This is a genomic window from Rhizobium sullae (assembly GCF_900169785.1).
Taxonomy (GTDB): Bacteria; Pseudomonadota; Alphaproteobacteria; order Rhizobiales; family Rhizobiaceae; genus Rhizobium; species Rhizobium sullae.
Genome location: NZ_FWER01000070.1, coordinates 1 through 22,784 on the forward strand (window position 1 = coordinate 1; position 22,784 = coordinate 22,784).

Genomic DNA, 22,784 nt, shown 5'->3' on the forward strand with positions numbered 1-22,784 from the left:
GCCGACGCGTTTGTCGGCTCGTCGAGCCGATGCGTCCGATGCCGCCGCCGGTTCCCCGTCACTTCTGCCACCGTCCGCCAGCCTCCACCCGAGAGGATCTCGACCCGATAATTGCGGACGAGGCTCGGCAGCACATCGAAGGGCGTACTGTGGTGATGCAGGTTGATAAGGTCCTCCTCGAGGTCATCGTCGAAGATAAGGGAGATCTCGCCCACCCGCTGCGGCTCGGCCCAGTCGAGCCTGAGCCAGGGCGTGGGGTCGCTGGAAAGCGGCTCGGAAAGCCACATGTTCGGCCCGCCATAAGGCCGCGCATAGCCGCCGATCACTTGGCCAGCCTCGTAGATATCAGTCAACTCTGGAAGGCGGAAGCAGAGGCCTTGCCGGTGAAGCACCTGCTTCCATTTCCGGAACTGCTCGGCGAATGCCTCGTGGGGCTCCGGCGCACGGTGGCGGAAATAGATTACGCCCGTGACGGCCCGCTCCGCCGTATGGAGCGTAAGAGCCTGGTTCGCGCCGAAGACGAGGAAGGCGTTCTGCGGTCCTGCCGGCCGCCAGTCGATGGCCAAGGTGACCCATTGTCGCTCGCCCGCTTCGATCATGACCGTCCGACGGTCGACCAGCTTGAGCGGCAGATAGTTCTGCGGCAGATCAGGGTCGTGGACCTCGACCACGAGTGCTGTCGCCTCTGCTGCGTCGACCAGCACCTCGATCGCTGCGAGACTCGGCCTGATCGGAACGATCATGCCAAGTGCGGCGTCGAGCCGGCAGCGGCCTGCCGGCTCCTCGACGGCGATCCGGCGGAGCGTTGAGGAGGCCGTGACCGCAGCCACCCGCGCGAGATCGTCCGGATCGGTGTTCTCCGTGCCGAGAAGCGAGGCGTCCGCCCGGATGAGCGCGTTCCTGACCCGTGGGAAGGCGGCATGGCCGAGATCGCGCGGCATGAGCCCTGTGCGGGCCCCGATCGCAGCGGCGACCCCCGCCGCCTCGCCCTCGATGGCACAGGTTGCCATGACGCGCGTCGAGCCGAAGGCGACGTGGCTCGCGCTGATGTTGCGCCCCGCCATCCAGAGATTGCCGACGTTGATCGAATAGAGGCAGCGGAGCGGAATATGGTAGTTGCCGTTCGGATGCCAGTGCCGCGATCCGCGCTCGGTCGTGTAGACCCCGCCCGGCGGGTGGAGGTCGATCGACCAGCCGCCGAATCCGATCCTGTCCTCGAAGAGAACCTGGCCGAGCACGTCGTGCTGGGTCAGCGTGTAATCACCTACGAAGCGGCGATATTCACGCTTGCCCGGAACCGAGCCGATCCATTCGAGCGTCAGATTCTCCGCGTCGAAGCGGCCGGAATTCTTGATGTAGTCCCAGATTCCGTAGACAACGGCCTGGAGTTCGTCGCGGATCCTTTCGTTGTCGTGGACGACGTCGAGCTCGCCTCCCCATTCGATCCACCAAAAGGCGCAGCCGTTCATGTCGGCGCGGATCACCCGGTGCTCGGGGATCCCGGCCGCGACGATGTCGCGGGCGAAGGAGGGCGGCACGAACTTGGTCGGGTGGCCGGCGTCCTTGGAATAGAAGAGGATCGTGCTCCCGAGCGTGTTGTCATCGGGCACTTCGGGCGCCCAGGATTCCTGAAATTCCGACCGTGCCTCCCGCCCCATGCGGAAGCGGGCGCCGGCGAGCGCGCCAACGAGGCCGTCGCCGCTGCAATCGATGAATTGGTCGCCGGTAAAGGTGATCACCGTCTCCGAGCCCATCTGCCAGCCGGTGGCGGAGCGGATTGTCCTCGCCTCGTCCGGCCCCGCGACCTCGACCTCACGCACGTCCGTGTTGAGGAAGAGCTTGATGTTCGGCTCCGCGCGGACCGCCTCCAGCACGACGAGATCCCAGTAGTAGGGATTGCCGTCGGGATTGCGGAACTGGTTTTCGAGGAAGAGCTCGCCCATGATCCCGGTCTCGCGGGCGAAATGCTGGCTGCCGTGTGCTGTTGCTCCGCATACCCAGACCCGCACTTCGCTCGAAGAATTGCCGCCGAGTACCGGCCGATTCTGGACGAGGGCGACTTCGACGCCTTGCCGCGCCGCGCCGATCGCGGCGCAGACGCCCGCGAGCCCGCCACCGATCACCGTGACGTTGCTCTTGACCGATCGTGTCTTCATCGCCGTTCCTCGCCGTCGGTGCTGCCGCTGGCCGAAGGCTCGCCTCCGACCGGATGCCCCGGCCCATAGGGATTGAAGGCGGTCATGTGCTTCGGCACACGCTGCGCGACCAGCACGAAGAGCAGGCCGGCCGCTAGCGTGTCGCTCGCCCGCCCGGCGAAGAACTCGGTCCAGTTCTCACCATTGCGAGTGCCGGTATAGAGCGCGATCGCCGCGGTCTTGGCGATCTTCGACTGTGGCTCGCCGGTGATTGCAACGGTGAGTGCGCCCCGCTCGCCCGAAAGGCGCAGGAAGTCGATCCCGGTCGGCTCTTGCCCAGCTCGCGACACGGCAAGCGCGACGTCGCCCGGGGCCAGCAGCCCGGCGCCGATGCGCGAGGCCTGGTTGCCGTCGTGGAACCAGACGGGAATGCCGATCCTGAGGAGCCGGATCGCGAGCTCCTGCGCGGGGATGGCGTCGCCCCACTCGCCGTAGATGTGCACCCGGTGCGCCACCGCGATCGCCTCGGCGACCTTGGTGATCGCTTCGAGATCGATCTCGGCGAGCGCGTTCCTGAGAGCGTTCGCCGCCGTGCCGGCAAGCACGCGCAGTACTTGGTCAGGCCTGTCGTTGGGCTGGATTGCCGAGCCGATATCGCTCTCCCAGGAGGATTGCGCGGCGCGCCCATGCTCCATGGCGATGGCCGTCCGGAGTGCCGGATAACCGTCGAAGCCGAGCTGTTCGGCAAGGCGTGTGACCGTCGCGGGCGACGTCTTTGCGGCTTCGGCGAGCCAGGTGATCGAGGAGCCCGCGACCTTTTCCGGCGAGGCGAGGATGATCTCGGCGACGCGCCGCGCCGCGCCCCGGCACTCTGGCATTGCATCGACGATCTGCTGGAGCGGATTGGCCTTTCCGGCACGGTTTGCGGCGGTTGATGGGTGGTCCATGGGGGTTCACTTATTTCAGGCCGCTATGCGTCATCGCGGCGACGAAGCGGCGTTGCAGGAAGATGAAGACGATGAGGATCGGAAGGATCGAAACGACGGAGGCGGCCATGGAGAGCCCGGGATCGATCTGGCCCTGCTCGTCGGTGAAGTTGGTGAGGCTCAAGGGTAGCGTATAGACGTCCGGATTGGAGATGAGGACCAGCGGCGCCTCATAGTCGTTCCAGGACCAGACGAAAGCGAGGATGCCCAGCGCACTGAGGACAGGTGCCGCCATCGGCAGGTAGATCCGCCTGAAGATTTGCCACTCGCTCGCTCCGTCGATCCGCGCCGCCTCGGCGAAGTCGCGCGGCTGGCTCACGAAGAACTGTCGCATGAGGAACGTGCCGAAGACCGTGAACATGCCGGGCAGGATCAGGGACCAGAGTGTGTCGTAGAGCCCCAGCTTCTGGAAATAGATGAACCTTGGTACCAGGAGGAGCTGGGCGGGAATGGTCGCGGTTGCGAGATAGAGGAGAAAGATGAACTCACGTGCGCGGAAGCGGATCATTGCGAAGGCGTAGCCCGCCATGGAGGCCGTGACGAGTTCGCCCGTGACCCGGAGCGCTGCGACGAAAAGCGAGTTGAGGAAGGCCGGGACGACCGAGTGCTCGCCCGTCAGCACCTCCACGTAGTTCCGCCACTGGACCGGATCGGGAATCCACTCCATCGGAACGCGGTAGGCGTCGACGCTCTGCTTGAGCGAGGTCGAGATCATCCAGGCGAAGGGGGCGAGGAAGAGAAGCGCCAGCGCCCAAAGCCCGATCCCCCAGAGCCATCGGTTCAGAAGTCGGCGGCGCTCGCGCGCACTGCGCAAGACGCCCGGCCGGGACCGCGCTGGCGTAGAATGCGTGACCTCACTCATAGAGCGCCTGTCCTTTCTGCGCCCGCCACGTGATGAGCGTCAGCACGAGCACGCCGGCGAAGGTTGCAAGCCCGATCGCCGAGGCATAGCCGAAGCGGTAAAATTGGAAGCCGTTCTGGTACATGTAATAGGAGAGCGTGGTCGTGGAGTCGCCCGGTCCGCCTTGGGTGATGAGCGCGATCAGGCCAAAGCCCTGTGACGCGCCGATGAAGAGTGTGACAAGGAGGAACACGGTCGTCGGCATGAGCGCCGGCCAGGTGATGACGCGGAACTTCGCCCACGCCCCGGCTCCGTCCATCTCTGCCGCTTCGTAGAGATGGGTCGGCGCATCCTGGAGCGCCGAAAGGAAGATGAGTGCCGCATAGCCGACGCTGCTCCAGACCGCCATCAGGATGAGGGCCGGGAGCGCCCAGTAGGATGAGGCGAACCAGGCGGGAAGCTGTTCCAGACCCAAGACGGTGAGCGCTTGGTTCACCAGCCCAGCCCTCGGATTCATCAGCATGAGCCAGGTCATCCCGATCGCCACAACGTTGACGATGTAGGGGAGGAAGAAGACCGCGCGGAGCGCGGAACGGCCTGGAAGGTCGCGGTTGAGCGCAAGAGCAAGCGCGAGCCCGAATGCAACAGTCAGCGGCACGCTCACTCCGGCATAGACGAAGGTCAGGATCAGCGCGTTCCAGAAGCCCGGGTCGCGCGCGAGATTGACGAAGTTTTCGAGCCCTATGAACCGGATTCCCTCGACGCCTGAAACGAGGTTCCAGTCGGTGAAGGCGAGAACCACCACTGAGACGAGCGGGATGACGGTGAAGGCGATGACGCCGATGAGGTTTGGCGCGAGGAACGCGAGCCCGGTCCAGCCGCTGGGCTGCAATCGGCTCCGGCGGAGTCGGCCTTCCGCCTCGGGCGCAGCAATAGCGGTGAGCCTGTCGCTCACATGGGTCGAAACCATGGCTCAGCTCCTCCCCCGATAGCGCTCGATCGCGGCTTCGGCGCGCGCGTCGATCGCCCGGACGGCATCTTCGGGCGACTTCTCGTCGATCCAGCAGAGGTTCCGCTGCTGGGTACAGGCGAGGTGGATCTCTGGATAGGCGGTGAGGTTCGTGTCGCCGCTGAGCTTGATGCCCTCGTCGAGGAGCACCCGGCGGAACGAGGAGACGTCGAAGAAGCGCTCGGGCTCGCTGCCGAGGAGCCCGGCGAGGATCGCGTCGCTGTCGAGCTGGTCGAGCGCCGGGATCTTGCCGCCCTTCATCATCGGCCCGCCGCCCTTCGTCACCCAGTATTTGACGAACTGCCAGGCGAGCTCCTGCCGCGGCGAATTCGGGTTGATCATGATGAAGTTGTTGAAGGTCCCGGTGTTCCAGTCGCCGCCACCCGGAACTCTTGGTACGGGTGCGCAGCTCACGACAAAGTCATGAGGATAGTTCTTCAGATCCTTGAGATAGCGCAGGTTGAACGGTGCGGTTGGCCAGACGGCGAACTCGCCGGTGAGGAACCCGTTCTGCTGGTAGACCTCCAACCTGCGGGCGAGCACCTCGGTCCAGGGATAGGCGCCGCCCTCCCGGATCATGTCCTGCCCGAGCCTCAGCCATTCGAGGAAGCGCGGATCGGCGAAGTTCGACCGGCCGTCGGCCGTGTACCAATAGTTGGGGCCGAGCGCGATCCTGGCGGTGTCCGGTGCGGCGTAAGCCCCAGGCGAACCAGGCGTGGCGAGGCGCCGCGCGAAGGCGCGGAAATCGTCGATGGTCCAGGCTCCCGGCAATTCAGCACGAGCCTCTTGCCGCCGCCGCTCATTGACGAGGACGAAATTCGGCTCGCGCGCCGTCGCGAGTGCCAGGATCCGGCCATCCGACCAGTAGGCGCGGGGCTGTTGCTGGTCCAGGAATGGCGTAAGCTGCGGATCGGCGGCCACGCGGCCGGTGAGATCGGCGGCGAGACCGGAATCGGTGCGAAGGGCAAGCGATGCGAGCGGATAGGAAAAGTAGACGTCGATCTCGACGCCACCCTGCAGCGCGGTGTCGAGCTTGAGGTTGCCCCAGTCGTCGTTGACGAAGCGGGTGTAATTGATCGTCGAGCCCGGGTTCTCCCGCTCGAACCCCTGGATTACTTCCGCCGGTCCCGAGGCCGCCGGCACGCCTCCCCAGACCTGCAAGACGCTGCCTTCGGCTTTTGCGCCGCGACCAGGAAGTACGGCGGCAGCCGCAACTGCCCCGACTCCCGCCAGAAGCTCGCGCCGGTCAATCCGAGATTGGACCTGCATCAGTCGAGCCTTGCACCCGCCATCCACGATCCGCCTCCCTCGCTTCGTTGTTGTGACGAAAAAGATTATCGATTACTCATAAAATAACAATAGAAGATGCAAATCTTTTTCACAGCGGCGCCATCATAAGAGCCAAGTCGGAAAGACGACTCTTGCGCTCGCCATAGCCAACCATCGCTCGTCGATCTATCTTGATCTTGAATCCGACGCAGACCTCCTCACGCCGCTAGGCGGCCAGCCTTGGGCCATCGAAATCACACGCAGCCTGGCGCCAAAACCCGAGGAAGGGTTCTATCTCGCTTGCGAGGATCTAGATCCCGCGCGGCGCATCGTCGTCTATCCCGGGAAAGATTCTTTCCCATTAAAAGAGTGGTTTCGAAGTGATGCCGCTGGCCTCCGCAGGCAAAGCTCTGCTTGCCCTTGCTTGATGTCCTGTCGATGCTGCGCGCCGCGCCTTCAACGATGTTTCCTACGCCGTCCAGCAATATGCGTGACGTTTTCAACGACTGAAGAGCCAGAACATCACCGACAGCACGATGCTGAAAAGCAGGCCGGTGGTAATTGGGATATAAATGGAGAAATTCCCGCGCTCGATGAGGATGTCGCCCGGCAGTCTACCTAGGCCGAGACGCGCAAGCCACGGCCATAGAATACCGATCACCACGAAAGCAAGCCCGATGATGATGAGGACTCTGGACACGGCACACCTGCCATTAGACGTCAGTCGATTAAATAATGACCGATTTCGGTATCAGCCATAATCTCACGTAGCGGTCACATAACCAAGGACGAGCCCCTGGATATGGTCCAGTCTTTCTTCCAAGGCGGCTGGCGATAAGAGATCTCTGCCGAAGATTGCGGAAAGCGTGTGGTTGTTAGAGAGATAAAAATACGAGAGCGCCGCTATTGATATGTAAAGTTGGACCGGGTCGATATCCTTGCGGAACTCGCCGCTCTCCACGCCACGCTTCAAGACCTCGGCGAGCATGGCCACCAATGGCGAGTTCAGGTCCTTGATGTTGGGCAGCGCTGAAATATGCCGTGCCTTGTGCAGGTTCTCGCTGTTCAGTAATGTTACGAATTCCGGATTGTCGATGTAGTACTTCCAGGTGAATTCGGTCAGCTTGCGGATCGAGTCCCGCGGGTCCATCTCCGTCAGGTGGAGGTTCGATTCGGCAGCGCGAATCTTGGCGTACGCTTCAAGAAGAACCTCGGTATAAAGGTTCTCCTTGTTGCGGAAGTAATAAAAGATGAGCTTCTTGTCGACGTTTGCCCGCTCCGCGATTCGGGCGATACGGGCGCCGCCGAGGCCAAATTCCGCGAATTCCGCGCGGGCCACGTCCAACAGCAGTTTTCTCGACCTGTCCGCGTCCCGGGAACGCGCTATTGCCTCGCTCGACGCCTCGTCTGAAACCCTTCTGGTTTCCCGTGCACTTTCCATTGTTTTCCCATGAGCATCGATCTGAACGGCCATTTGCATTGACACCTAGCAACTCACAGCCGTGGCGTGAAGTTAGGAACGATGAGACCCGCGAGGTTCTTTTGGCCGATAGCTAAAACGTCATCATCCGGAAGTACCAAGTCATCCAACGACCTTAGCGTTTCTCTGACGAGATAAGAACCGCCTTCAGCATCGAACGGAAAATCCGTCGCGAAGGCGACCTGATCGGTTCCGAAGAAATCCAGGCCGCACCGAAGGGCGCCCGCTGAGCCCGAGAGTGACGTATCCCCATAGAAGTTCTTGAAATACTCCACGACGGGCTTTCTCAGCGGGCGCGGCAGCAGGTCAGCATCAGACGGCGGGGTTCTCGAACCCATTTCGAGACCCCAGCCCTGCTCGATGCGTCCCGCAAAAAAGGGTATCATTCCACCCATGTGATGGGTAAGGACCCTCAAGTGCGGATGACGGTCGAACAGACCTGACAGCACCAGTCGAGCCATGGCCACGGACGATTCATAGGGCCAGCCAAAACACCACCAAATTTCGAACTTCGACTTCGCTTCCGTTGGATAGTCGGGCACAGGTCCCCTAATTGGATGGAGCCAGACAGTGCGGCCGGTCGCTGCAATAGCATCCCAGATGGCCTGGAATCTGGGATGGTCCAATGCCATGCCTTGAACGTGGCTTGGCAATTGAAAGCCAACTGCGCCGAGACTGATAGCCCGGTCGATTTCCTGGTGGGCGACAGTCTCGTTGCCCATGCTGATTCCGGCGACGAAGTAAGGAAATCGCCTTGGGTATTGATGCACGAGATCAGCCAAGCCGTCATTCATCAACGTCGAAAGGGACGCGGCTTCCTCCGCGTCTGCGATTTCGTCGAAAGCGGGCATCGAGGGCGTGAGAACCTGTGCATAATTCTCAAACTGATCCATGATGCGAAACCGCTCGTCGAGATCATAAAGCGATTTGAGCGTGAGCCACCGCTTCAACGGCCCGGAGGCGCTTGCGACCTTCTGGATTTGTCTGAAATAGCTCGGCGGGAAAATGTGCGTCCAGGCGTCGATCGATATGTGCGGATTGATCTGGCGTTTGCGCATTCTTGAATTTCTCCGGGTCCGAAAACGCCCAGCCGATAGGCACATCGTGATCGGCAAATGCCATCCATCGAGCGGCGACCGAACCACGCTCCCCGCCAAGAAAATTATTCACCAGACGATGAATTGTCAATTCGAACCCATGCCCTTGAAGGCTGCTTTGCGCCACACACGCAAGAGGCATAGGTCGACGCGGCCAACCTGAGGATTGACTCCACCGGGGAACCTGATGTTAATTCCCTACTTGGTGAATAACATTTTCGTTTCCGGGAGGATCGATCCTTTTGAGGCAAGGATCGGAAGGCCCGCTGACTGCGAGGAGAAACAGCGGGCAAGTTCTGGTTTATGCGGGGAGGAGCGACAGATGATGCAAAGCGCATCGTATGGAGTCATTAAGCGGGAGGCTTAAGATCATGTACGCAATAATCAATTCGCCGTGGGTTCGGCCGGTCATTTTGGTAGCTGCCCTGATTCTGGTGTGGGACCTATCCATCCGGATCTTCGGCATTCCCGCATACCTGATCCCGACCCCAATCGCCGTCGGAAACCAGCTCTACACGCAGTGGCCCATGCTTGCTGCGGAAACGCTTCCAACGCTTCAGGCGACTGTCGGCGGATTTGTACTCTCTGTTGTCATCGGGGTCCCGCTTGCCATGCTGATAGCGTATTCCCGGACCATTGAGAGCTACCTCTACCCGCTGCTGGTGTTTTCCCAAAGCATTCCGAAGGTTGCCATCGCGCCTTTGTTCGTGGTCTGGTTCGGGTTTGGTATTCTTCCCAAGATCATCGTTGCCTTTTTGCTCGGCTTTTTTCCGATCGTCGTATCGACGGTGATGGGCTTTAAATCCCTTGAAGCGGACCTGATCGACCTTGCAAGGTCGATGGGCAGCACACGCCTTAAGATGTTCTACAAAATCAGCCTGCCCAACGCTCTGCCGGCAATCTTCTCCGCCATGAAAGTCTCCATCACGCTTGCGGTGGTGGGTGCCGTCGTCGGCGAATTCGTCGGATCAAATTCCGGCATTGGTTACGTGTTGCAGCGCGCGAACGGTAATTTCGATTTGCCGCTGATGTTTTCCGCCCTCATCGTTCTTTCGATGATGGGTGTTTTCCTTTTCGTGCTGATCGATCTCGCCGAAAAGCTCGTATTGCCATGGCACATCTCCAATCGCGGCGACGCGCTCGCACCGACCTGAGACGTTCATGACTTGGATCACTAACGGAGGAAAAGTGATGCAGATTCCCAAGATAATCAAAGCCTGTGCGGTTTCAGCCGCAATTTCGGCGGTATGCGTGACAAGCGCGCCAGCGCAAAGCCTCGAAAAGGCGACGCTGATGCTCAACTGGTACGTTACCGGCCTTCATTCACCTTTGATTCTGGGCAAGCAGAAGGGCTACTTCAAGGAGGAGGGTATCGACCTTGAAATCCTGGAGGGCCGTGGATCTGGCCCCACCGTGCAGGCCGTTGCGGCTGAGAACGTGATGTTCGGCTTTGCCGATCTGACGTCGATGATGGCGCTCGTAGCCAAGGGCGCACCGGTGATTTCGGTCGGCTCGGCATTGCAGACGAGTCCGTTCGCCGTCGTCAGCCTGAAGGAAAAGGGGATTGAAAAGCCTTCTGACATCCAGGGCCGGACTATCGCGATGACACCGGGCGATTCTCCGTCACAGTCCTGGCCGCTCTTCATGGAAAAGAACGGACTTCAGGCATCCGATTTCAAGACCGTCAGCGGCGACGCGAAGACCAAGGTCAACGCCGTGATCACGGGCCAGGCCGATGCACTTCTTGGCTTCGCCACCGATCAGGGCAGCCAGATCGAATCGGTAACCGGCAAGCCAGTGACCAACATGCTCTTCGCCGACCATGGAGTGAACAGCATCGGGTCGTCGTTCATCGTCAACCTCGAAACAGTGGAAGAAAACCCGGAGCTCATCAAAAAGGTCATGCGGGCGGCGACCCGCTCATTCGAATACACCGTCCAGCACCCCCAGGAGGCTGTCGACGCCGTGCGTGCCAGCTATCCGAATGCAGGATCGGCAGAGAGTCTGCTGTCTGGTCTGAACACGGCGATTCCTCTGCTCAAGAGCCCGGGCTCGGCCGACCTGCGGCCACTGCGCGTGACGTCTGCGCAAATCCAAGAAACCATCAAGACCATGATTGCGGTCGGGACGCTTAAAACCTCGGATGACGATGTTTCGAAGTACTATACCGATGCCTTCCTTCCGTAAGGGATCGGCGATGACGGAACCGGTCCACCTTTTTGAGGAAGAAATGGAAGCCAAAGAGCCGCAGTCTAGGCCGGGGATCCCGCTCATTGAACTCGACAACGTGACAAAGCGTTTCGGAGCCTTCGAAGCACTGCGTCCGATCAATCTGTCGATCAGTGACGGGGAGTTCGTCTCGGTTGTGGGGCCATCGGGCTGCGGAAAGAGCACGCTGCTGAGATTGGTTGCGGGCTTGGCTCCGGTGACGGACGGAGCGGTCCGTTTGGCGGGAAAGGAAATCAGCGGGCCTCAAATCGATGTCGGTATTGTCTTTCAGAGTGCGGTACTGCTCGCATGGCGCGTCGTCATCGACAACATTCTGCTGCAGGCGGAGATGCGGAATATGGACATGGTCGAGGCCCGCAGACGGGCCGAGACCTTGATCGAGATGGCCGGCCTGAAGGGGTTCGAAAACAAGTACCCGTGGCAACTGTCCGGCGGCATGCAACAGCGTGCCTCTATCTGCAGGGCGCTCCTGCACGATCCGAGGGTCTTGCTTATGGACGAGCCGTTCGGTGCGCTCGACGCAATGACCCGAGAAAAGATGAATCTCGAACTTCAACGCATTTGGCTTGAATCGAAAAAAACCATCCTCCTGATCACCCACAGTATTCCGGAAGCCGTCTTCCTTTCAGATCGGGTGGTCGTCATGAGCGAACGTCCCGGTGCGATCTCGGAGGTTTACGACATCGATCTTCCTCGACCGAGAGGCCTGGATGTCATGGCGTCGCCCGCATTTGCCACTTATACAAGAACGATACGCAAGCATTTCTATGCGCAAGGCTCGCTGGACGACCATTGAATTAAAGATCGGCTCCAGACGCTGTTGCGGGATGGGATTCTATGTTCGCGCCACCGCTGTAGCTGTCGACGTATTTCCTTTTCCTCTTGACCGACACCCGCTAGCAGTCGCCGAGTTCCGGAACCATCCGTTTTGAAAGCAGGACACTTGAGGACTGGAGCGACCGCGCTTCTGCCCGCAAGGTGGCCTATTTGCCGCAGCAGACGCCGCCTGCCGCAGGCATGCGGGGCTTCGAGCGTCGGATAGTGTCCAAGCGGGAAGACGGATGCACGTCAGCTTCCCTCATTACCCAAGCCAAACTCCACCACGTGGTGCAGGGCTTTCCTTGAAGAAAAAGACGAAAAGTGCAGTCGTCATCTTGGCCTCACGTGCTGAGCGATGATCATTCCGATGCAGGCTGCGAGCGCGAGCATCACGGCCGCAAAAGCTGCCCACGCCTCCGGAGCTCCCATACTCCAAAGGGTTATGCCGCTTAAAAAACACCACAGAAGGGGGATCGGAAGGAGCAACGATAACGTCTTGCCGCGGGCGAGAAGCAGAAAACCTAACGTTCCGATCGCTGTCGGATCGGGCGCAATGCCGAAAAACTCCGACGAGGCCCAAACCCGTCCTTGCAGCGGCGCAAGCAGCGGCTGCCCGGCAAGAGCGAAGGCAAGAAGCACATATCCCATCCAGCCGGCGGGCCCACGCCGGTCGAAGACGAGGCCATTGAGCAGCGTGCCGACGGCGAGGAGCAGCACGGCCTCAACGGCGAAGACTGGTGCGACATAGGCGGCCGCCCAGTTTATGGTCGTGTAGCGGTTCCAAAGGAAAGACCATCCGACGAAGGCCCAAAGGATCGCGAGAACGAGCGCGACGAAGCGCCCTGAGGCGTACGGCTGCCGTACGGCAAGCGCAATCGCCGCAAAGCCGAGGCCAACCGTGAGCGCCTGTAGCGGCCAGAGGGCCGCATTCTGCAACTCGAACATCCGCCAGTAGACGCGTGGCGAAAAGAGCAGAAAATCCTCAAGGCTGTAGGTCCACCATTCCGGCATCAAAGATCCTGCACGTGGGCCACCATGCGCGCGCGCGTGGCGGCGTCTGGCAAGGAGCCTATCGCCGCCGCGACGTTTTCGCGCACGTGGTCGACGCGGGTGGTTGCTGGGATCGCGACGGTGACGGCCGGGTGGGCGAGAATGAACTTCAGGAGGAACTGAGCCCAGCTCGATGCACCGAGTTCGGCCGCCCATTCGGGCATAGGTTCGCCCTCGAGCCGGCGAGTCAGCGCGCCTTGCCGGAAGGGCCGATTGATGATCACGGCAATACCGCGCTCTGCCGCCAACGGCAGGATCCGCTCTTCCGCCTCGCGATCGAGGATGTTGTAGGAGAGCTGTACAAAATCGATGGGTTCGTGCCGCATGATCTGTTCAAGAAGATCATGGCGGCGCCCTTCTGAGGTCGTGATCCCGACATAGCGCACCGCGCCGGCCGCCTTCATGTCGAACAGGGTCTGCAGATGCGCCTCCCAGGCAAGGAGATTGTGGACCTGGATGAGGTCGAACCGCGGTACATCCCAGAAAAGGCGGGATTGCTCGATCTGCCTTGGGCCGTCAGCGCCCGACGACGTCCAGACTTTCTCCGCCGAAAACAGCGCCGCGGGCTGCCCGAGCTTCCGCAGGCCATGGCCGATGACCGGTTGCGATGAGCCGTACATGGGCGAAGAGTCGATCATGCGTCCGCCAGCCTCGAAGAAGGCTGCCATGACGCCCGCGCATTCGTCCATGAGCACCCGATCGTCGCCGACATTGAAGGTGATCCACGTCCCAAGCCCGACGGCCGGAACTGCCTCGCCGGTCGACGGGATGCGGCGCATGACAGGCCGCCCGTCCTGGGGGCGTGCCAAGACTGGCGGGAAAATCGTCGCGGCCATCATAGCTAAGGAGGCCCGCACCAGCATTCGACGTGTCGTGTGCATACGTCTCCGTGATTCCGACGGCAATTAGGCCTGTCCGACGAGGGGCGACGGCCGATCTCGATTACCTCGGGCTTTGTAGGGATTTTAGGACGCCGCTGAGGATCTGCAAAGGGTCGGTTGCGATCATATGACCCGGCTTGAGAATCCGTCTATGAGAATGGCTAGCCATCCTTGGATTGTCGAGCCGTTCGATCCGCGGCCATACGCGGGGAAATTCCGATCAGTCCTATCGACAACCGATTTCTAACCTGCCAGACGCTGCCCATTTGCATCGAAGAAACGGCGCTCGGTCGTCTCGCTTGCAAGATGGACAGTGTCGCCGGCCTCGATTGCCAGCGGCGACCTGTGTTCTGCGGTGACGGTCTGGCCATCTTCGAGCTGACAGTATAGATACTGGGTTCCACCCAAATACTCGGAAAAATCGACCTTGGCTTTTAGGGTCTCCGCCCCAGCCTCAGCGACAACGAAATGCTCCGGGCGAACGCCGAACGTCAGCCTGTCGCCGGCTGAAAGCTTGCCGGCTGCAATCGGTGCCGGGATGACGGTGCCGGCGATTCTGATCGTGCCGTCACCGGTCCATGCGGCTTCCAGAAGGTTCATTCGCGGTGAGCCGATGAAGCCCGCGACGAAGACATTGGCCGGATTCTCGTAGACTTCGCGCGGCGTTCCCACTTGTTCGATGCGTCCATCGCGCAGAACGACGATCTTGTCGGCAAGCGTCATCGCCTCAGTCTGGTCATGCGTCACATAGATCATCGTGTTGCCGAGCTCGCGATGCAGCCGGGCGATTTCGATGCGCATCGAGACCCGTAACTCCGCATCCAGGTTGGACAGTGGTTCGTCGAACAGGAAGACGTCTGGCTTGCGCACGATTGCCCGGCCGATCGCGACGCGCTGGCGCTGGCCGCCTGAGAGCTGGCCGGGCCTGCGGTCGAGCAGATGCTCGATCTTCAGAATCCCCGACGCCGCCTTCACGCGTGTCTCGATCTCGGCTGCCGCCGTTTTCGCCATCTTCAGCCCGAAGGCGAGGTTTTCGCGCACGCTCATGTGCGGATAAAGAGCGTAGGACTGAAACACCATGGCGATGCCCCGGTCCGACGGATCGAGATCGGTGACGTTGCGTCCCTTGATCTCGATCTCGCCGTCCGTGACCTCTTCGAGGCCGGCGATCATGCGAAGCAGCGTCGACTTTCCGCAGCCGGAGGGGCCGACGAAGACGACAAAGGAGCCCTCGGCGATTTCAAGGTCAATGCCATGGATGACATCGAAGCTGGCGAAGCTCTTTCGGACGCCGGACAGCACGACGCCAGTGTCTGTCAACTTACTCACTTTACTCACCGCTCGAGCCACCTGCTCTGACCCAGACAAGCATCTCACCCGGAGCCCGGTTATCCCAGAACGGGTAGGGCACAAAGCGCGCGGTCGCTTCGCGTGCCTGCGGCGGCGACGTCCTGTAAAGCATGTTGCCCCAATCGGTTTCATCGCGTGTCACCGGCAGATCCAAAGCGACGGCGCCGCGAAGCTCGGCGATCTCGGCAGTTGTGGCTTTTGACGCATCGGCGCTGAGCCGGATACCGTTCAAGCCGGAACCGTTGTCAGTCGCTTCGACGCAATAGACAAGCGGCCCGCGCATCAAAGCCGCGCGGCCGGCATCCTGGCGCACCAGCGGATTGGCAAAGAGCGAGCGCGCCGCAAGGGGAATGTCGAGATTGACATGATCGCCGCTCTTCCAATCCCGTTCGATGCGGGCATAGCCGTCGAGCATCACGGATGAAAGATCGAGCGCCTCGCCATTCACCTTGATTGCGGCGCCGTCGGCCCATTCGGGGATGCGGAGCGACACGGCGAAATGCGCCGGTTTTTCCATCTCGATGTTAAAATGGATGGCGCCATCCCAAGGATAGCGCGTCTCCTGCGCGAGCGTGATCTTCGAGCCCGCGATTTCAAAGCGCGCCCTGCTTTCTCCATAGAGATGGACGGCAATCTCGTCGTCGGCAACGGCATACATATAAGATCCGATGGAGGACAGCAGGCGCGCAATGTTCGGCGGGCAGCAGGGGCAGTGATGCCAGATCCAGCGATGGTGCTTGCCGGCGCTCTCAAGCGGATTTTCATAGAAGAACGTCCTGCCGTCGAGCGAAATGCCGGCCATTGCGCCATTGTAAAGCGCCTGCTCCATGATGTCGGCATAGCGGCGATCGGGACCGCGGCCCAGCATGCGGCTGGCCCAGAACACCAGGCCGACCGAGGCGCAGGTTTCGGCGTAGGCGCTCTCGTTCGGCAGGTCGTAGTAGTCGGTGAACCCTTCATTGGACGCGGCTGGGCCGATGCCGCCGGTGATGTACATCTGCTTGGTCGTGAGGTCGTCCCAGAGTGTTTCGAGTGCGGCGGTCAGGGTATCGTCGTTATATTCCGTCGCGATGTCTGCCATGCCGGAATAAAGATACATGGCACGCACCGCATGGCCGACCACCTTCTTTTGCTGCCGCACCGGCTCGTGAGCCTGGTTGTATTCGTAGGTACTCTGGATGAAATTTGCCGGATCGCGGCCGTCGCGGATCGCCTCTTCGGTAAAGAAATGCGGCTCGGCGCCGCGCTCGTCGATGAAATACTTGGCGAGATCCAGATACTTCTTCTCGCCGGTCACGCGGGCGAGCCTGACCAGCGCCAACTCGATCTCTTCATGGCCGCAATAGCCCGGTATCTGGCCTTCGCCGTGGCCGAAGACCTTGATCACGTAGTCGGCATACCGGCACATGATATCGAGCAGCTTGCGCTTGCCCGTCGCCTGATAATAGGCAACCGCGCCTTCGATCAGATGGCCGGCGCAATAAAGCTCGTGGTGGTCGCGCAGATTGGCCCAGCGACGGCCTGGCTGGACGCGCTGGAACCAGGCGTTGAGATAGCCATCCTTGTCCTGCAGTTTCTCATACATGCCGATAATGTCGTCGACGCGGGCTTCCAACTGCGGATTGGGGCGCCGGTAGAGCGAATAGGCGACCGTCTCGATTGATTTGCCAAGGTCGCTGTCCCAGAACATCTGCGTCGTGCCGCCCCAGGGCTGGATCGGGATCACGACGCCGGGGCCTGGCTGGCTCGTATCGATCGCGCGCAGCATGCCGGCCGCCACGCAACGGTCGAGAAGCGTCTCGGCCGTGGACGAGCAGATCGCGTCCTGACGATCGCCGAAGAGCCCGTGCAATTCGACGCTCGGAACGGGAAGGGGGCGGAACTGGCGGTCTCTTTTCAGCTTGTTCATGGCTTCATCCATTTTGTCTTGAGATCACTTCACCGCGCCGGCCATGAGCCCGCGCATGTAGTAGCGTTGCAGAAGCAGGAAGACGATGAGGCAGGGGATCGTCATGACGACGACGCCGGCCTGCACCGCGCCCCAGTTGATCGCGCCGAGGCGGCCGGCGCGCACCGCCGTCATGAGGACGGGCAGGGTGTATTTCTCATTACTGGAAAGCAGCACGAGGGCCGCAAGGAACTCGTTCCAGGCATTGAGGAACGCAAAGATCGCGACGGTCGCGACACCGGGCAGGACAAGCGGCAACAGCACGCGCACAAGGAGCTTCAAATCGCGCGCGCCGTCGATACGCGCAGCCTCCTCGATCTCTTTCGGGACGGCATCGAAAGCATTGCGCATCATGAAGACGGAAAAGGGAAGCTGCAGGGTCACATAGACGAGCGTCAGCCCGAGCAGCGAATTGTTGAGCCCGAGCTTTGCAAGGATGATGAAGAGCGGCGTCAGGATCGACTGGAAGGGGATCATCAGCGTCATGATGATCAGCACGAAGAGCACGTTCTTCAGCGGAAACCGATAGCGCGAAAATCCGTATCCCGCGAGCAGGCTGACCACGACTGTCAGGACAACGGTGGCAAGCGAGACGAGCAGCGAATTGACCATGTGCCGCCAGATGCCGGCGCCGAACGTATCCAGCAATCTGTAGGAATCGAAGCTCACACCCGTCGTCGGCCATGGCGGCAGAGGCGGCAGGCTCGCTTCGGTTCCGTGCCGGAACGAGGCAAGCAGCGTGACGGCGAATGGCGCCAGAAAGAAGATCGCGATGGCGATCCCCGTCAGGTGGTAGGCCGACTTCGAGCGGAGGCGCTTGCGCGCGCGGCGTTCCTTCGCGGAGATCATGGGCGATCCTCCCCGACACGAAGCAGCCAGAGCTGTATGATGCTGATCGCCACCAGGATCGCGAGAAGCACGATCGACAGCGCTGCGCCATAGCCGAGGTTGAAGGACACGAAGGACTGATTGAAGATGTAATAGACGACCGAGATCATCTTGTTCTGCGGTCCGCCGGCCGTCATGATGTAGAACTGGTCAAAGGCAAGGACCGAACCGGTGACGGAGACGATCAGCGCCAGCGCGATCGTCTTGCGCATCAAGGGCAGCGTCAAATGCACGAACCGCTGCCAACGGCCGGCGCCATCGATGCGGGCCGCCTCCGTCAGTTCTGCAGGAATAGCCTGAAGCCCTGTCAAAAGGATGATCATGGTAAAGCCCGCGATCTTCCAGACGACCATTACGACAACGGTCAGAAACGCCGTGTCGAAGGTCGCAAGCAGGTTTGGGCTTTTCTCGACGAGGCCGAGGCCTTTCAAGGCAGGACCGATGAACCCGCTGTCGACATTGGCAAGCCACACCCAAAGCAGGGAGGCGGTTGCAAGGCCGACGACGACTGGCAGAAAGATGATCGTGCGGTAGGCGCTGACGAACTGCCGTTCCTTTTCGACGAAGACCGCCAGCGGAAAGGCGACCACGAAGATCGCGACAGTGACGATCACGGTATAATAGGCCGTGAAATTCAGCGCCGTCATGAAGCGGCCGTCGTTATACATGCGGAAATAGTTGTTGAACCCGATCCAGCGCGAGGCCCCCATCAGCGGCCAATTATGAAGGCTCATCCATCCGGTGAAGATAACCGGCATGATGAAGAAGACGATGACGAGCGCCATGGCGGGTGCGATATAGGCAAGGCCACGCCATTGCGATCTTCGCCGCCTGGGCGCGGACGATTGGCGCTGCAAGCCTGAACCTATCATCGAAAAACGCTCCGCATCTGTCATTAAGATTGGCCGGGAAGCTGCCACCGCTCCCCGGCCCACGGCCGGGAGAGACGTTATTGGCCGCTGTCTATGATCGACTGCATTTCCGATTGGGCGTTTGAAAAGGCGCCGTCGACATCGTCGCCGAAAATCGCGGCATTGGTGAAGGTAGCCCACGGGCCGTTGGCGCTGTTGATCAGATCGTTGAACTGCAGCGTATAGGGCGTCTTGGCAACGCTGATCGCCTCAAGTCCGACTTGCATACGCGGATCGAGCCCCTCCAGCACCTTTTGGGCGATGTCGCCGCGCGTCGGCAGGCTGCCGTACTGTGCCATGACCTTTTGGCCGTCCATCGAATAGATGTATTCGAGGAATTCCTTCACTGCATCGATCTTTTCCGTGCCCTTGGTGATGACGAAATTATCGCCGCCTGCGAAGGAGGAGGGCTTTCCATCGACACTTGGAATGAGGGTCACGCCGAAGTTGATGTCCGGATGCTCGGTCACAAGCGTGCCGATGGCAAAGGCGCCGAGGCTTTGCTGGCCGATCTTGCCGTTCGTAAAGGTCAGGAAGTTCGTACCGTTGTCGCTTGCCGCACCTGCCGGCACGAGGTCCTTCTTGACCATGTTGCGATAGATATCGACCGCCTTGCGCATTTGCGGCGTATCGAGCGTCGCCGTCTTGCTGTCGGCCGAGAGGATATCGGCGCCGCCACCCCAGACGAGCGGGGTGAAGGTGAAGATCATGCAGCCGCCGCAGCCGCCACCTGAGAAATAGAAGCCATAGGTGTCGTCACCGAGCGCGCGGATCTTTTCTGCGTTGGCGGTAATCTCGTCCCAGGTCGCCGGCGCCTTTTCCGGGTCTAGGCCGGCCTTCTTATAGAGGTCCTTGTTCCAGGCAAAGACCGAGGTCTCGACTGAGAGCGGTAGGCCGTAAACGCGGTCCTGATAGGTGCCGAGGCGAACATGCGACGGCGACAGCGCGTTGAAATAGGGCAGGGATTTTGCCCAGTCCGTCAGGTCTTCCAACTGGCCGGCCGCAGCAAAGGCGGGGTTGTAGATGAGGTCCATCGAAAGGGCGTCGGGCGCTTGTCCGCCGGCGATCGCCGTTGCATATTTCTGCACCAGTTCGGAAAACGGCACTTCGGTTGCGTTGACCTGGTTTTCGTGGCTGGCATTATAGGCTTCAACGACCTTCTTGAAGGCGTCGCCGATCCCCGAGCGGACCCACATTTCAACTTTTTCGGCGGCCGATGCTCCCGATACCAGGCATAGGGTAGCGATGCTGGTCGCTGCCAATAGACGCTTGATCATGACGTTCCTCCCAATATGGCGCGTCTCCTCGCGCCGTTTCTCATACCTTGCAGGCACCCCCGCATGACTGCCGCACGACCAAACGGCACGGCAATTTCCTCACTCCGGGCTCGACAGGCCTGCCCTCGGCGAGCGCAAGCACGGTCAACCCTGCCTGACGGCCGAGTTCCTTCAATTCCATGTCGACCGTCGTCAGCGGCGGCCGCGTCTGCGCGGCGACGATCTCCCAATTGTCGAATCCGACGACCGAGACGTCCTCCGGCACTTTGACGCCCCGCTCGCGAAGCGCATCGACGACACCGCGGGCGATCTGGTCGTTGCCGCAGAAGATGCCATCGGGTTTTTCTCCGGCGCGGCTCCATATGCGGCCGACTGCCTCATGACCCCAGGCCTCTGCCCACGCGCCGTAGAGGACCGGCTCACTGTCACCTGCGATCTCGCGGTAGGCCGAGGCGCGCTCGCAAACCGAAAAAAAGCTTTCAGGACCGGTAATATGGGCGATGCGGGAACGCCCGAGTTCGATCAGCCACTCCATCGCAAGCCTTGCGCCCTGTGCGTCATCCGAGCGGAAGCTGACGCTGCCCGGCGTGCCTTCCGTAAAGGCGTAGACCACTGGGACCGGAAGGCTTGATAGATCGACCGGCAGCCGCCGGTCGAGCCGCTTACCCGATGCGATGATGCCATCGACCTGCTTGTCCAGCATCGCATCCACGTGAATCTGCCCAAGAGCCGGATCATCCTCGATCGCGCACAGGAAAACCGAAACCCCGTGGTCGACCAACGCCTCCGAAATGCCTGCCATCACCGGGAGCGTGAAGCGGCCATAAGTGTCGTTGGTCAAGAGCCCGATAGTGAAGCTGCGCTTGCTCAAGAGGCCACGCGCTAGCGCGTTCGGCCTGAAGCCGATTTCCAGCGCGATGCGCTTGACCCGCTCGCGCGTTTCCTCGCCCACGCGGCCCGCATCGTTCAACGCCTTCGACGCCGTCGAGATGCTGACGCCGGCTGCGGCCGCTAGATCATGGATCGTTATCCGGCTCTGTCTTCCCCCTGTGTCGTTCAGTCTCATTCTCCCATCAATTCGATGAGAGAAAACCTTTTCGCAACGAAGATGTCAACTGCGAAAAGGTTTTCTCAGCTGAGCTTTCGAGGCGCGCAAACGACGGTCTCAGGCGAGACTATGCCGAGCGATAGGCTGATCGGGGTCGAAGACTTGATCTGGGCAGGCTTATTTGTTCTTCAGCAGCCACATCTTGCCGGCCATCGTGATCCCGTAGACGTCCTTTGACGCATCATGATCGAGATGGCGTCGTTCCAGAAAGCCTGGCGCCTTCAATTCTTCCAGGGTCTTGCTGGTTACGGATTTCACCTTCTGCGGTCGTTCTTTCCAACGGTCGGTTCTTGCGTAAGTCACCGTTGCGTTTTGGTGCGTCCACTTCTTCGTCGGCTGAAGATAAAGATCTCCATCCCTGGCGAGTTTCAGTGCTGCGATCTGCGATGGCGTAAGTTCAATCATGGGTCCGGTAAGTCCTATCTGGTGTTCTTTGCCGCGACTTAGCACAGATTCATCGAGCCGCCTTAAAAAAGAAGCGAGGAGTCCGGATCATTGGCGATCTGTGAAACACACCGGCCATTGTCGCCGCACTCCTGGTGTCTAGACGGTCATCACCAGTTCCTGGCCATCTGATTGGTTCTACTCTTCGCGCGGCGCGACAAGACCGCGCGCCGCGCCCACCATGACCTTCAGATGGTCCGGGTTGCGAACGCCCTGGCGATAAAGTTCGATCGTGATCGCAGCAATACGCTCTGCTTCCTCGGAATCCTTGGCGACTTTGGCTACCGACCGAACCTCGTCGAATACGCATTGGCACATCTCAAGGTCGCGGGCATCAAGCGGCACGTCCGATCGGTTGATGATCGTCTGAACCATCCTAACCTCCATCCCGCGCGGCCCGCCGGTCGCCAGGCGGGCCGAATGTCAACCTAGAAGTCCATGCCGGCTCCGGGGGGCATCGCGGGGGCGGCGCCCTCCTTCTTCGGCTTTTCCGCGATCATGGCCTCCGTCGTCACCAGCAGGCCGGCGATAGAGGCAGCATCCTGAAGCGCGGTGCGCACGACCTTGGCCGGGTCGATCACACCCATTTTGAAGAGATCGCCGTATTCGTTGGTCTGGGCATTCCAACCATAGGAAAGCTCGGTCTTCTCGCGCAGCTTGCCGACGACGATCGAACCTTCCGCGCCGGCATTCTCGGCGATCTGGCGCACCGGGGATTCGATAGCGCGCCGGACGATATCGACGCCGACACGCTGATCCGAATTGGCCACGGCGACGTTGTCGAGCGCCTTGACGGCGCGCAGCAGCGCCACTCCGCCACCCGGCAGGATACCTTCTTCGACTGCCGCACGCGTTGCATGCAGCGCATCGTCGACGCGGTCCTTCCTTTCCTTCACTTCGACTTCCGTCGAGCCGCCGACGCGGATGACGGCAACACCACCGGCGAGCTTGGCAAGACGTTCCTGCAGCTTTTCGCGGTCGTAGTCGGAGGTGGTTTCTTCGATCTGCGCCTTGATCTGGGCAACGCGGCCTTCGATGTCCGACTTGGCGCCGGCGCCGTCG

22 protein-coding genes are annotated in these 22,784 nt (G+C 60.8%); 3 read left to right on the forward strand and 19 right to left on the reverse strand.

What is annotated here, in order from left to right; all coding sequences use genetic code 11:
- From BN1800_RS35035 to BN1800_RS35075, 8 genes are all read right to left on the reverse strand, one after another.
- Positions 1-2,156, reverse strand: a 2,156-nt coding sequence (locus BN1800_RS35035; protein WP_143534215.1) for an FAD-dependent oxidoreductase, incomplete at its 3' end; no start/stop codon positions are given.
- Positions 2,153-3,082 carry a MurR/RpiR family transcriptional regulator gene (locus BN1800_RS35040; RefSeq protein WP_087004862.1) on the reverse strand — a complete coding sequence of 310 codons (930 nt, stop codon included), beginning with the start codon at positions 3,080-3,082 and terminating at the stop codon, positions 2,153-2,155. The genes BN1800_RS35035 and BN1800_RS35040, both read right to left, overlap by 4 nt.
- Positions 3,083-3,092: 10 nt before the next feature.
- Positions 3,093-3,983: a carbohydrate ABC transporter permease gene (locus BN1800_RS35045; RefSeq protein ID WP_051336611.1), complete on the reverse strand. Its 891-nt coding sequence runs from the start codon at positions 3,981-3,983 to the stop codon at positions 3,093-3,095.
- Positions 3,976-4,932 carry a carbohydrate ABC transporter permease gene (locus BN1800_RS35050; protein WP_087004863.1) on the reverse strand — a complete coding sequence of 319 codons (957 nt, stop codon included), beginning with the start codon at positions 4,930-4,932 and terminating at the stop codon, positions 3,976-3,978. Before BN1800_RS35050 ends, BN1800_RS35045 begins: the two co-directional genes overlap by 8 nt.
- Positions 4,933-4,935: 3 nt before the next feature.
- Positions 4,936-6,240 (reverse strand): ABC transporter substrate-binding protein, encoded by a 1,305-nt coding sequence (locus tag BN1800_RS35055; protein WP_210191308.1) that lies wholly within the window; start codon positions 6,238-6,240, stop codon positions 4,936-4,938.
- Between the two features lie 499 nt (positions 6,241-6,739).
- Complete coding sequence (locus BN1800_RS35065; RefSeq protein WP_027510900.1) at positions 6,740-6,940, reverse strand: DUF2905 domain-containing protein; 201 nt, start codon at positions 6,938-6,940, stop codon at positions 6,740-6,742.
- Positions 6,941-7,003: 63 nt separating this feature from the next.
- The gene (locus BN1800_RS35070; protein ID WP_244564770.1) at positions 7,004-7,579 is read right to left on the reverse strand and encodes a TetR/AcrR family transcriptional regulator; all 576 of its coding nucleotides are present in this window, start codon (positions 7,577-7,579) and stop codon (positions 7,004-7,006) included.
- Between the two features lie 155 nt (positions 7,580-7,734).
- Entirely contained in the window at positions 7,735-8,778 is a 1,044-nt protein-coding gene (locus tag BN1800_RS35075) for an amidohydrolase family protein (protein ID WP_179213976.1), read from the reverse strand.
- Between the two features lie 410 nt (positions 8,779-9,188).
- Between BN1800_RS35075 and BN1800_RS35080 the strand changes: the two genes are divergently transcribed.
- From BN1800_RS35080 to BN1800_RS35090, 3 genes are all read left to right on the forward strand, one after another.
- Positions 9,189-9,971 carry an ABC transporter permease gene (locus BN1800_RS35080; protein ID WP_210191309.1) on the forward strand — a complete coding sequence of 261 codons (783 nt, stop codon included), beginning with the start codon at positions 9,189-9,191 and terminating at the stop codon, positions 9,969-9,971.
- A 97-nt stretch (positions 9,972-10,068) separates the two neighbouring features.
- Positions 10,069-11,004, forward strand: a complete 936-nt coding sequence (locus BN1800_RS35085) for an ABC transporter substrate-binding protein (RefSeq protein ID WP_179213977.1) — start codon at positions 10,069-10,071, stop codon at positions 11,002-11,004.
- 43 nt (positions 11,005-11,047) lie between these two features.
- Positions 11,048-11,842 carry an ABC transporter ATP-binding protein gene (locus BN1800_RS35090; RefSeq protein WP_027510895.1) on the forward strand — a complete coding sequence of 265 codons (795 nt, stop codon included), beginning with the start codon at positions 11,048-11,050 and terminating at the stop codon, positions 11,840-11,842.
- A 353-nt stretch (positions 11,843-12,195) separates the two neighbouring features.
- Here the strand turns inward: BN1800_RS35090 and BN1800_RS35095 are convergent, their stop codons facing one another.
- The 11 genes from BN1800_RS35095 to BN1800_RS35145 all read right to left on the reverse strand — a co-directional run.
- Positions 12,196-12,876 carry a DUF6064 family protein gene (locus BN1800_RS35095; RefSeq protein WP_087004878.1) on the reverse strand — a complete coding sequence of 227 codons (681 nt, stop codon included), beginning with the start codon at positions 12,874-12,876 and terminating at the stop codon, positions 12,196-12,198.
- Positions 12,876-13,796: an aldo/keto reductase gene (locus tag BN1800_RS35100; protein ID WP_027510893.1), complete on the reverse strand. Its 921-nt coding sequence runs from the start codon at positions 13,794-13,796 to the stop codon at positions 12,876-12,878. Before BN1800_RS35100 ends, BN1800_RS35095 begins: the two co-directional genes overlap by 1 nt.
- 243 nt (positions 13,797-14,039) lie before the next feature.
- A complete protein-coding gene (locus BN1800_RS35105; protein ID WP_087004880.1) occupies positions 14,040-15,116 on the reverse strand; it encodes an ABC transporter ATP-binding protein in 1,077 nt (358 codons plus the stop codon).
- A gap of 10 nt (positions 15,117-15,126) precedes the next feature.
- Positions 15,127-17,055: a glycoside hydrolase family 127 protein gene (locus BN1800_RS35110; RefSeq protein WP_087004894.1), complete on the reverse strand. Its 1,929-nt coding sequence runs from the start codon at positions 17,053-17,055 to the stop codon at positions 15,127-15,129.
- Between the two features lie 24 nt (positions 17,056-17,079).
- On the reverse strand, positions 17,080-17,943 hold the full coding sequence (locus tag BN1800_RS35115) for a carbohydrate ABC transporter permease (RefSeq protein WP_027513797.1): 864 nt from the start codon (positions 17,941-17,943) through the stop codon (positions 17,080-17,082).
- Positions 17,940-18,854: a carbohydrate ABC transporter permease gene (locus tag BN1800_RS35120; protein ID WP_027513798.1), complete on the reverse strand. Its 915-nt coding sequence runs from the start codon at positions 18,852-18,854 to the stop codon at positions 17,940-17,942. Before BN1800_RS35120 ends, BN1800_RS35115 begins: the two co-directional genes overlap by 4 nt.
- Before the next feature lie 77 nt (positions 18,855-18,931).
- Positions 18,932-20,170 carry an ABC transporter substrate-binding protein gene (locus tag BN1800_RS35125; protein ID WP_087004883.1) on the reverse strand — a complete coding sequence of 413 codons (1,239 nt, stop codon included), beginning with the start codon at positions 20,168-20,170 and terminating at the stop codon, positions 18,932-18,934.
- Between the two features lie 40 nt (positions 20,171-20,210).
- The gene (locus BN1800_RS35130; protein ID WP_087004885.1) at positions 20,211-21,236 is read right to left on the reverse strand and encodes a LacI family DNA-binding transcriptional regulator; all 1,026 of its coding nucleotides are present in this window, start codon (positions 21,234-21,236) and stop codon (positions 20,211-20,213) included.
- A 159-nt stretch (positions 21,237-21,395) separates the two neighbouring features.
- Positions 21,396-21,683: a hypothetical protein gene (locus BN1800_RS35135; protein ID WP_027513801.1), complete on the reverse strand. Its 288-nt coding sequence runs from the start codon at positions 21,681-21,683 to the stop codon at positions 21,396-21,398.
- 177 nt (positions 21,684-21,860) lie between these two features.
- Positions 21,861-22,097, reverse strand: a complete 237-nt coding sequence (locus tag BN1800_RS35140) for a hypothetical protein (RefSeq protein ID WP_087004888.1) — start codon at positions 22,095-22,097, stop codon at positions 21,861-21,863.
- A 53-nt stretch (positions 22,098-22,150) separates the two neighbouring features.
- Positions 22,151-22,784, reverse strand: a 634-nt coding sequence (locus BN1800_RS35145; protein WP_280173989.1) for a TCP-1/cpn60 chaperonin family protein, incomplete at its 5' end; no start/stop codon positions are given.

Bases quoted from the DNA above. Each gene is read 5' to 3' on its own strand.
- BN1800_RS35040 (WP_087004862.1), bottom strand. From the start codon at position 3,082: ATGGACCACCCATCAACCGCCGCAAACCGTGCCGGAAAGGCCAATCCG.
- BN1800_RS35045 (WP_051336611.1), bottom strand. From the start codon at position 3,983: ATGAGTGAGGTCACGCATTCTACGCCAGCGCGGTCCCGGCCGGGCGTC.
- BN1800_RS35050 (WP_087004863.1), bottom strand. From the start codon at position 4,932: ATGGTTTCGACCCATGTGAGCGACAGGCTCACCGCTATTGCTGCGCCC.
- BN1800_RS35055 (WP_210191308.1), bottom strand. From the start codon at position 6,240: ATGCAGGTCCAATCTCGGATTGACCGGCGCGAGCTTCTGGCGGGAGTC.
- BN1800_RS35075 (WP_179213976.1), bottom strand. From the start codon at position 8,778: ATGCGCAAACGCCAGATCAATCCGCACATATCGATCGACGCCTGGACG.
- BN1800_RS35080 (WP_210191309.1), top strand. From the start codon at position 9,189: ATGTACGCAATAATCAATTCGCCGTGGGTTCGGCCGGTCATTTTGGTA.
- BN1800_RS35090 (WP_027510895.1), top strand. From the start codon at position 11,048: ATGGAAGCCAAAGAGCCGCAGTCTAGGCCGGGGATCCCGCTCATTGAA.
- BN1800_RS35095 (WP_087004878.1), bottom strand. From the start codon at position 12,876: ATGCCGGAATGGTGGACCTACAGCCTTGAGGATTTTCTGCTCTTTTCG.
- BN1800_RS35100 (WP_027510893.1), bottom strand. From the start codon at position 13,796: ATGCACACGACACGTCGAATGCTGGTGCGGGCCTCCTTAGCTATGATG.
- BN1800_RS35110 (WP_087004894.1), bottom strand. From the start codon at position 17,055: ATGAACAAGCTGAAAAGAGACCGCCAGTTCCGCCCCCTTCCCGTTCCG.
- BN1800_RS35115 (WP_027513797.1), bottom strand. From the start codon at position 17,943: ATGATCTCCGCGAAGGAACGCCGCGCGCGCAAGCGCCTCCGCTCGAAG.
- BN1800_RS35120 (WP_027513798.1), bottom strand. From the start codon at position 18,854: ATGATAGGTTCAGGCTTGCAGCGCCAATCGTCCGCGCCCAGGCGGCGA.
- BN1800_RS35125 (WP_087004883.1), bottom strand. From the start codon at position 20,170: ATGATCAAGCGTCTATTGGCAGCGACCAGCATCGCTACCCTATGCCTG.
- BN1800_RS35130 (WP_087004885.1), bottom strand. From the start codon at position 21,236: ATGAGACTGAACGACACAGGGGGAAGACAGAGCCGGATAACGATCCAT.
- BN1800_RS35135 (WP_027513801.1), bottom strand. From the start codon at position 21,683: ATGATTGAACTTACGCCATCGCAGATCGCAGCACTGAAACTCGCCAGG.
- BN1800_RS35140 (WP_087004888.1), bottom strand. From the start codon at position 22,097: ATGGTTCAGACGATCATCAACCGATCGGACGTGCCGCTTGATGCCCGC.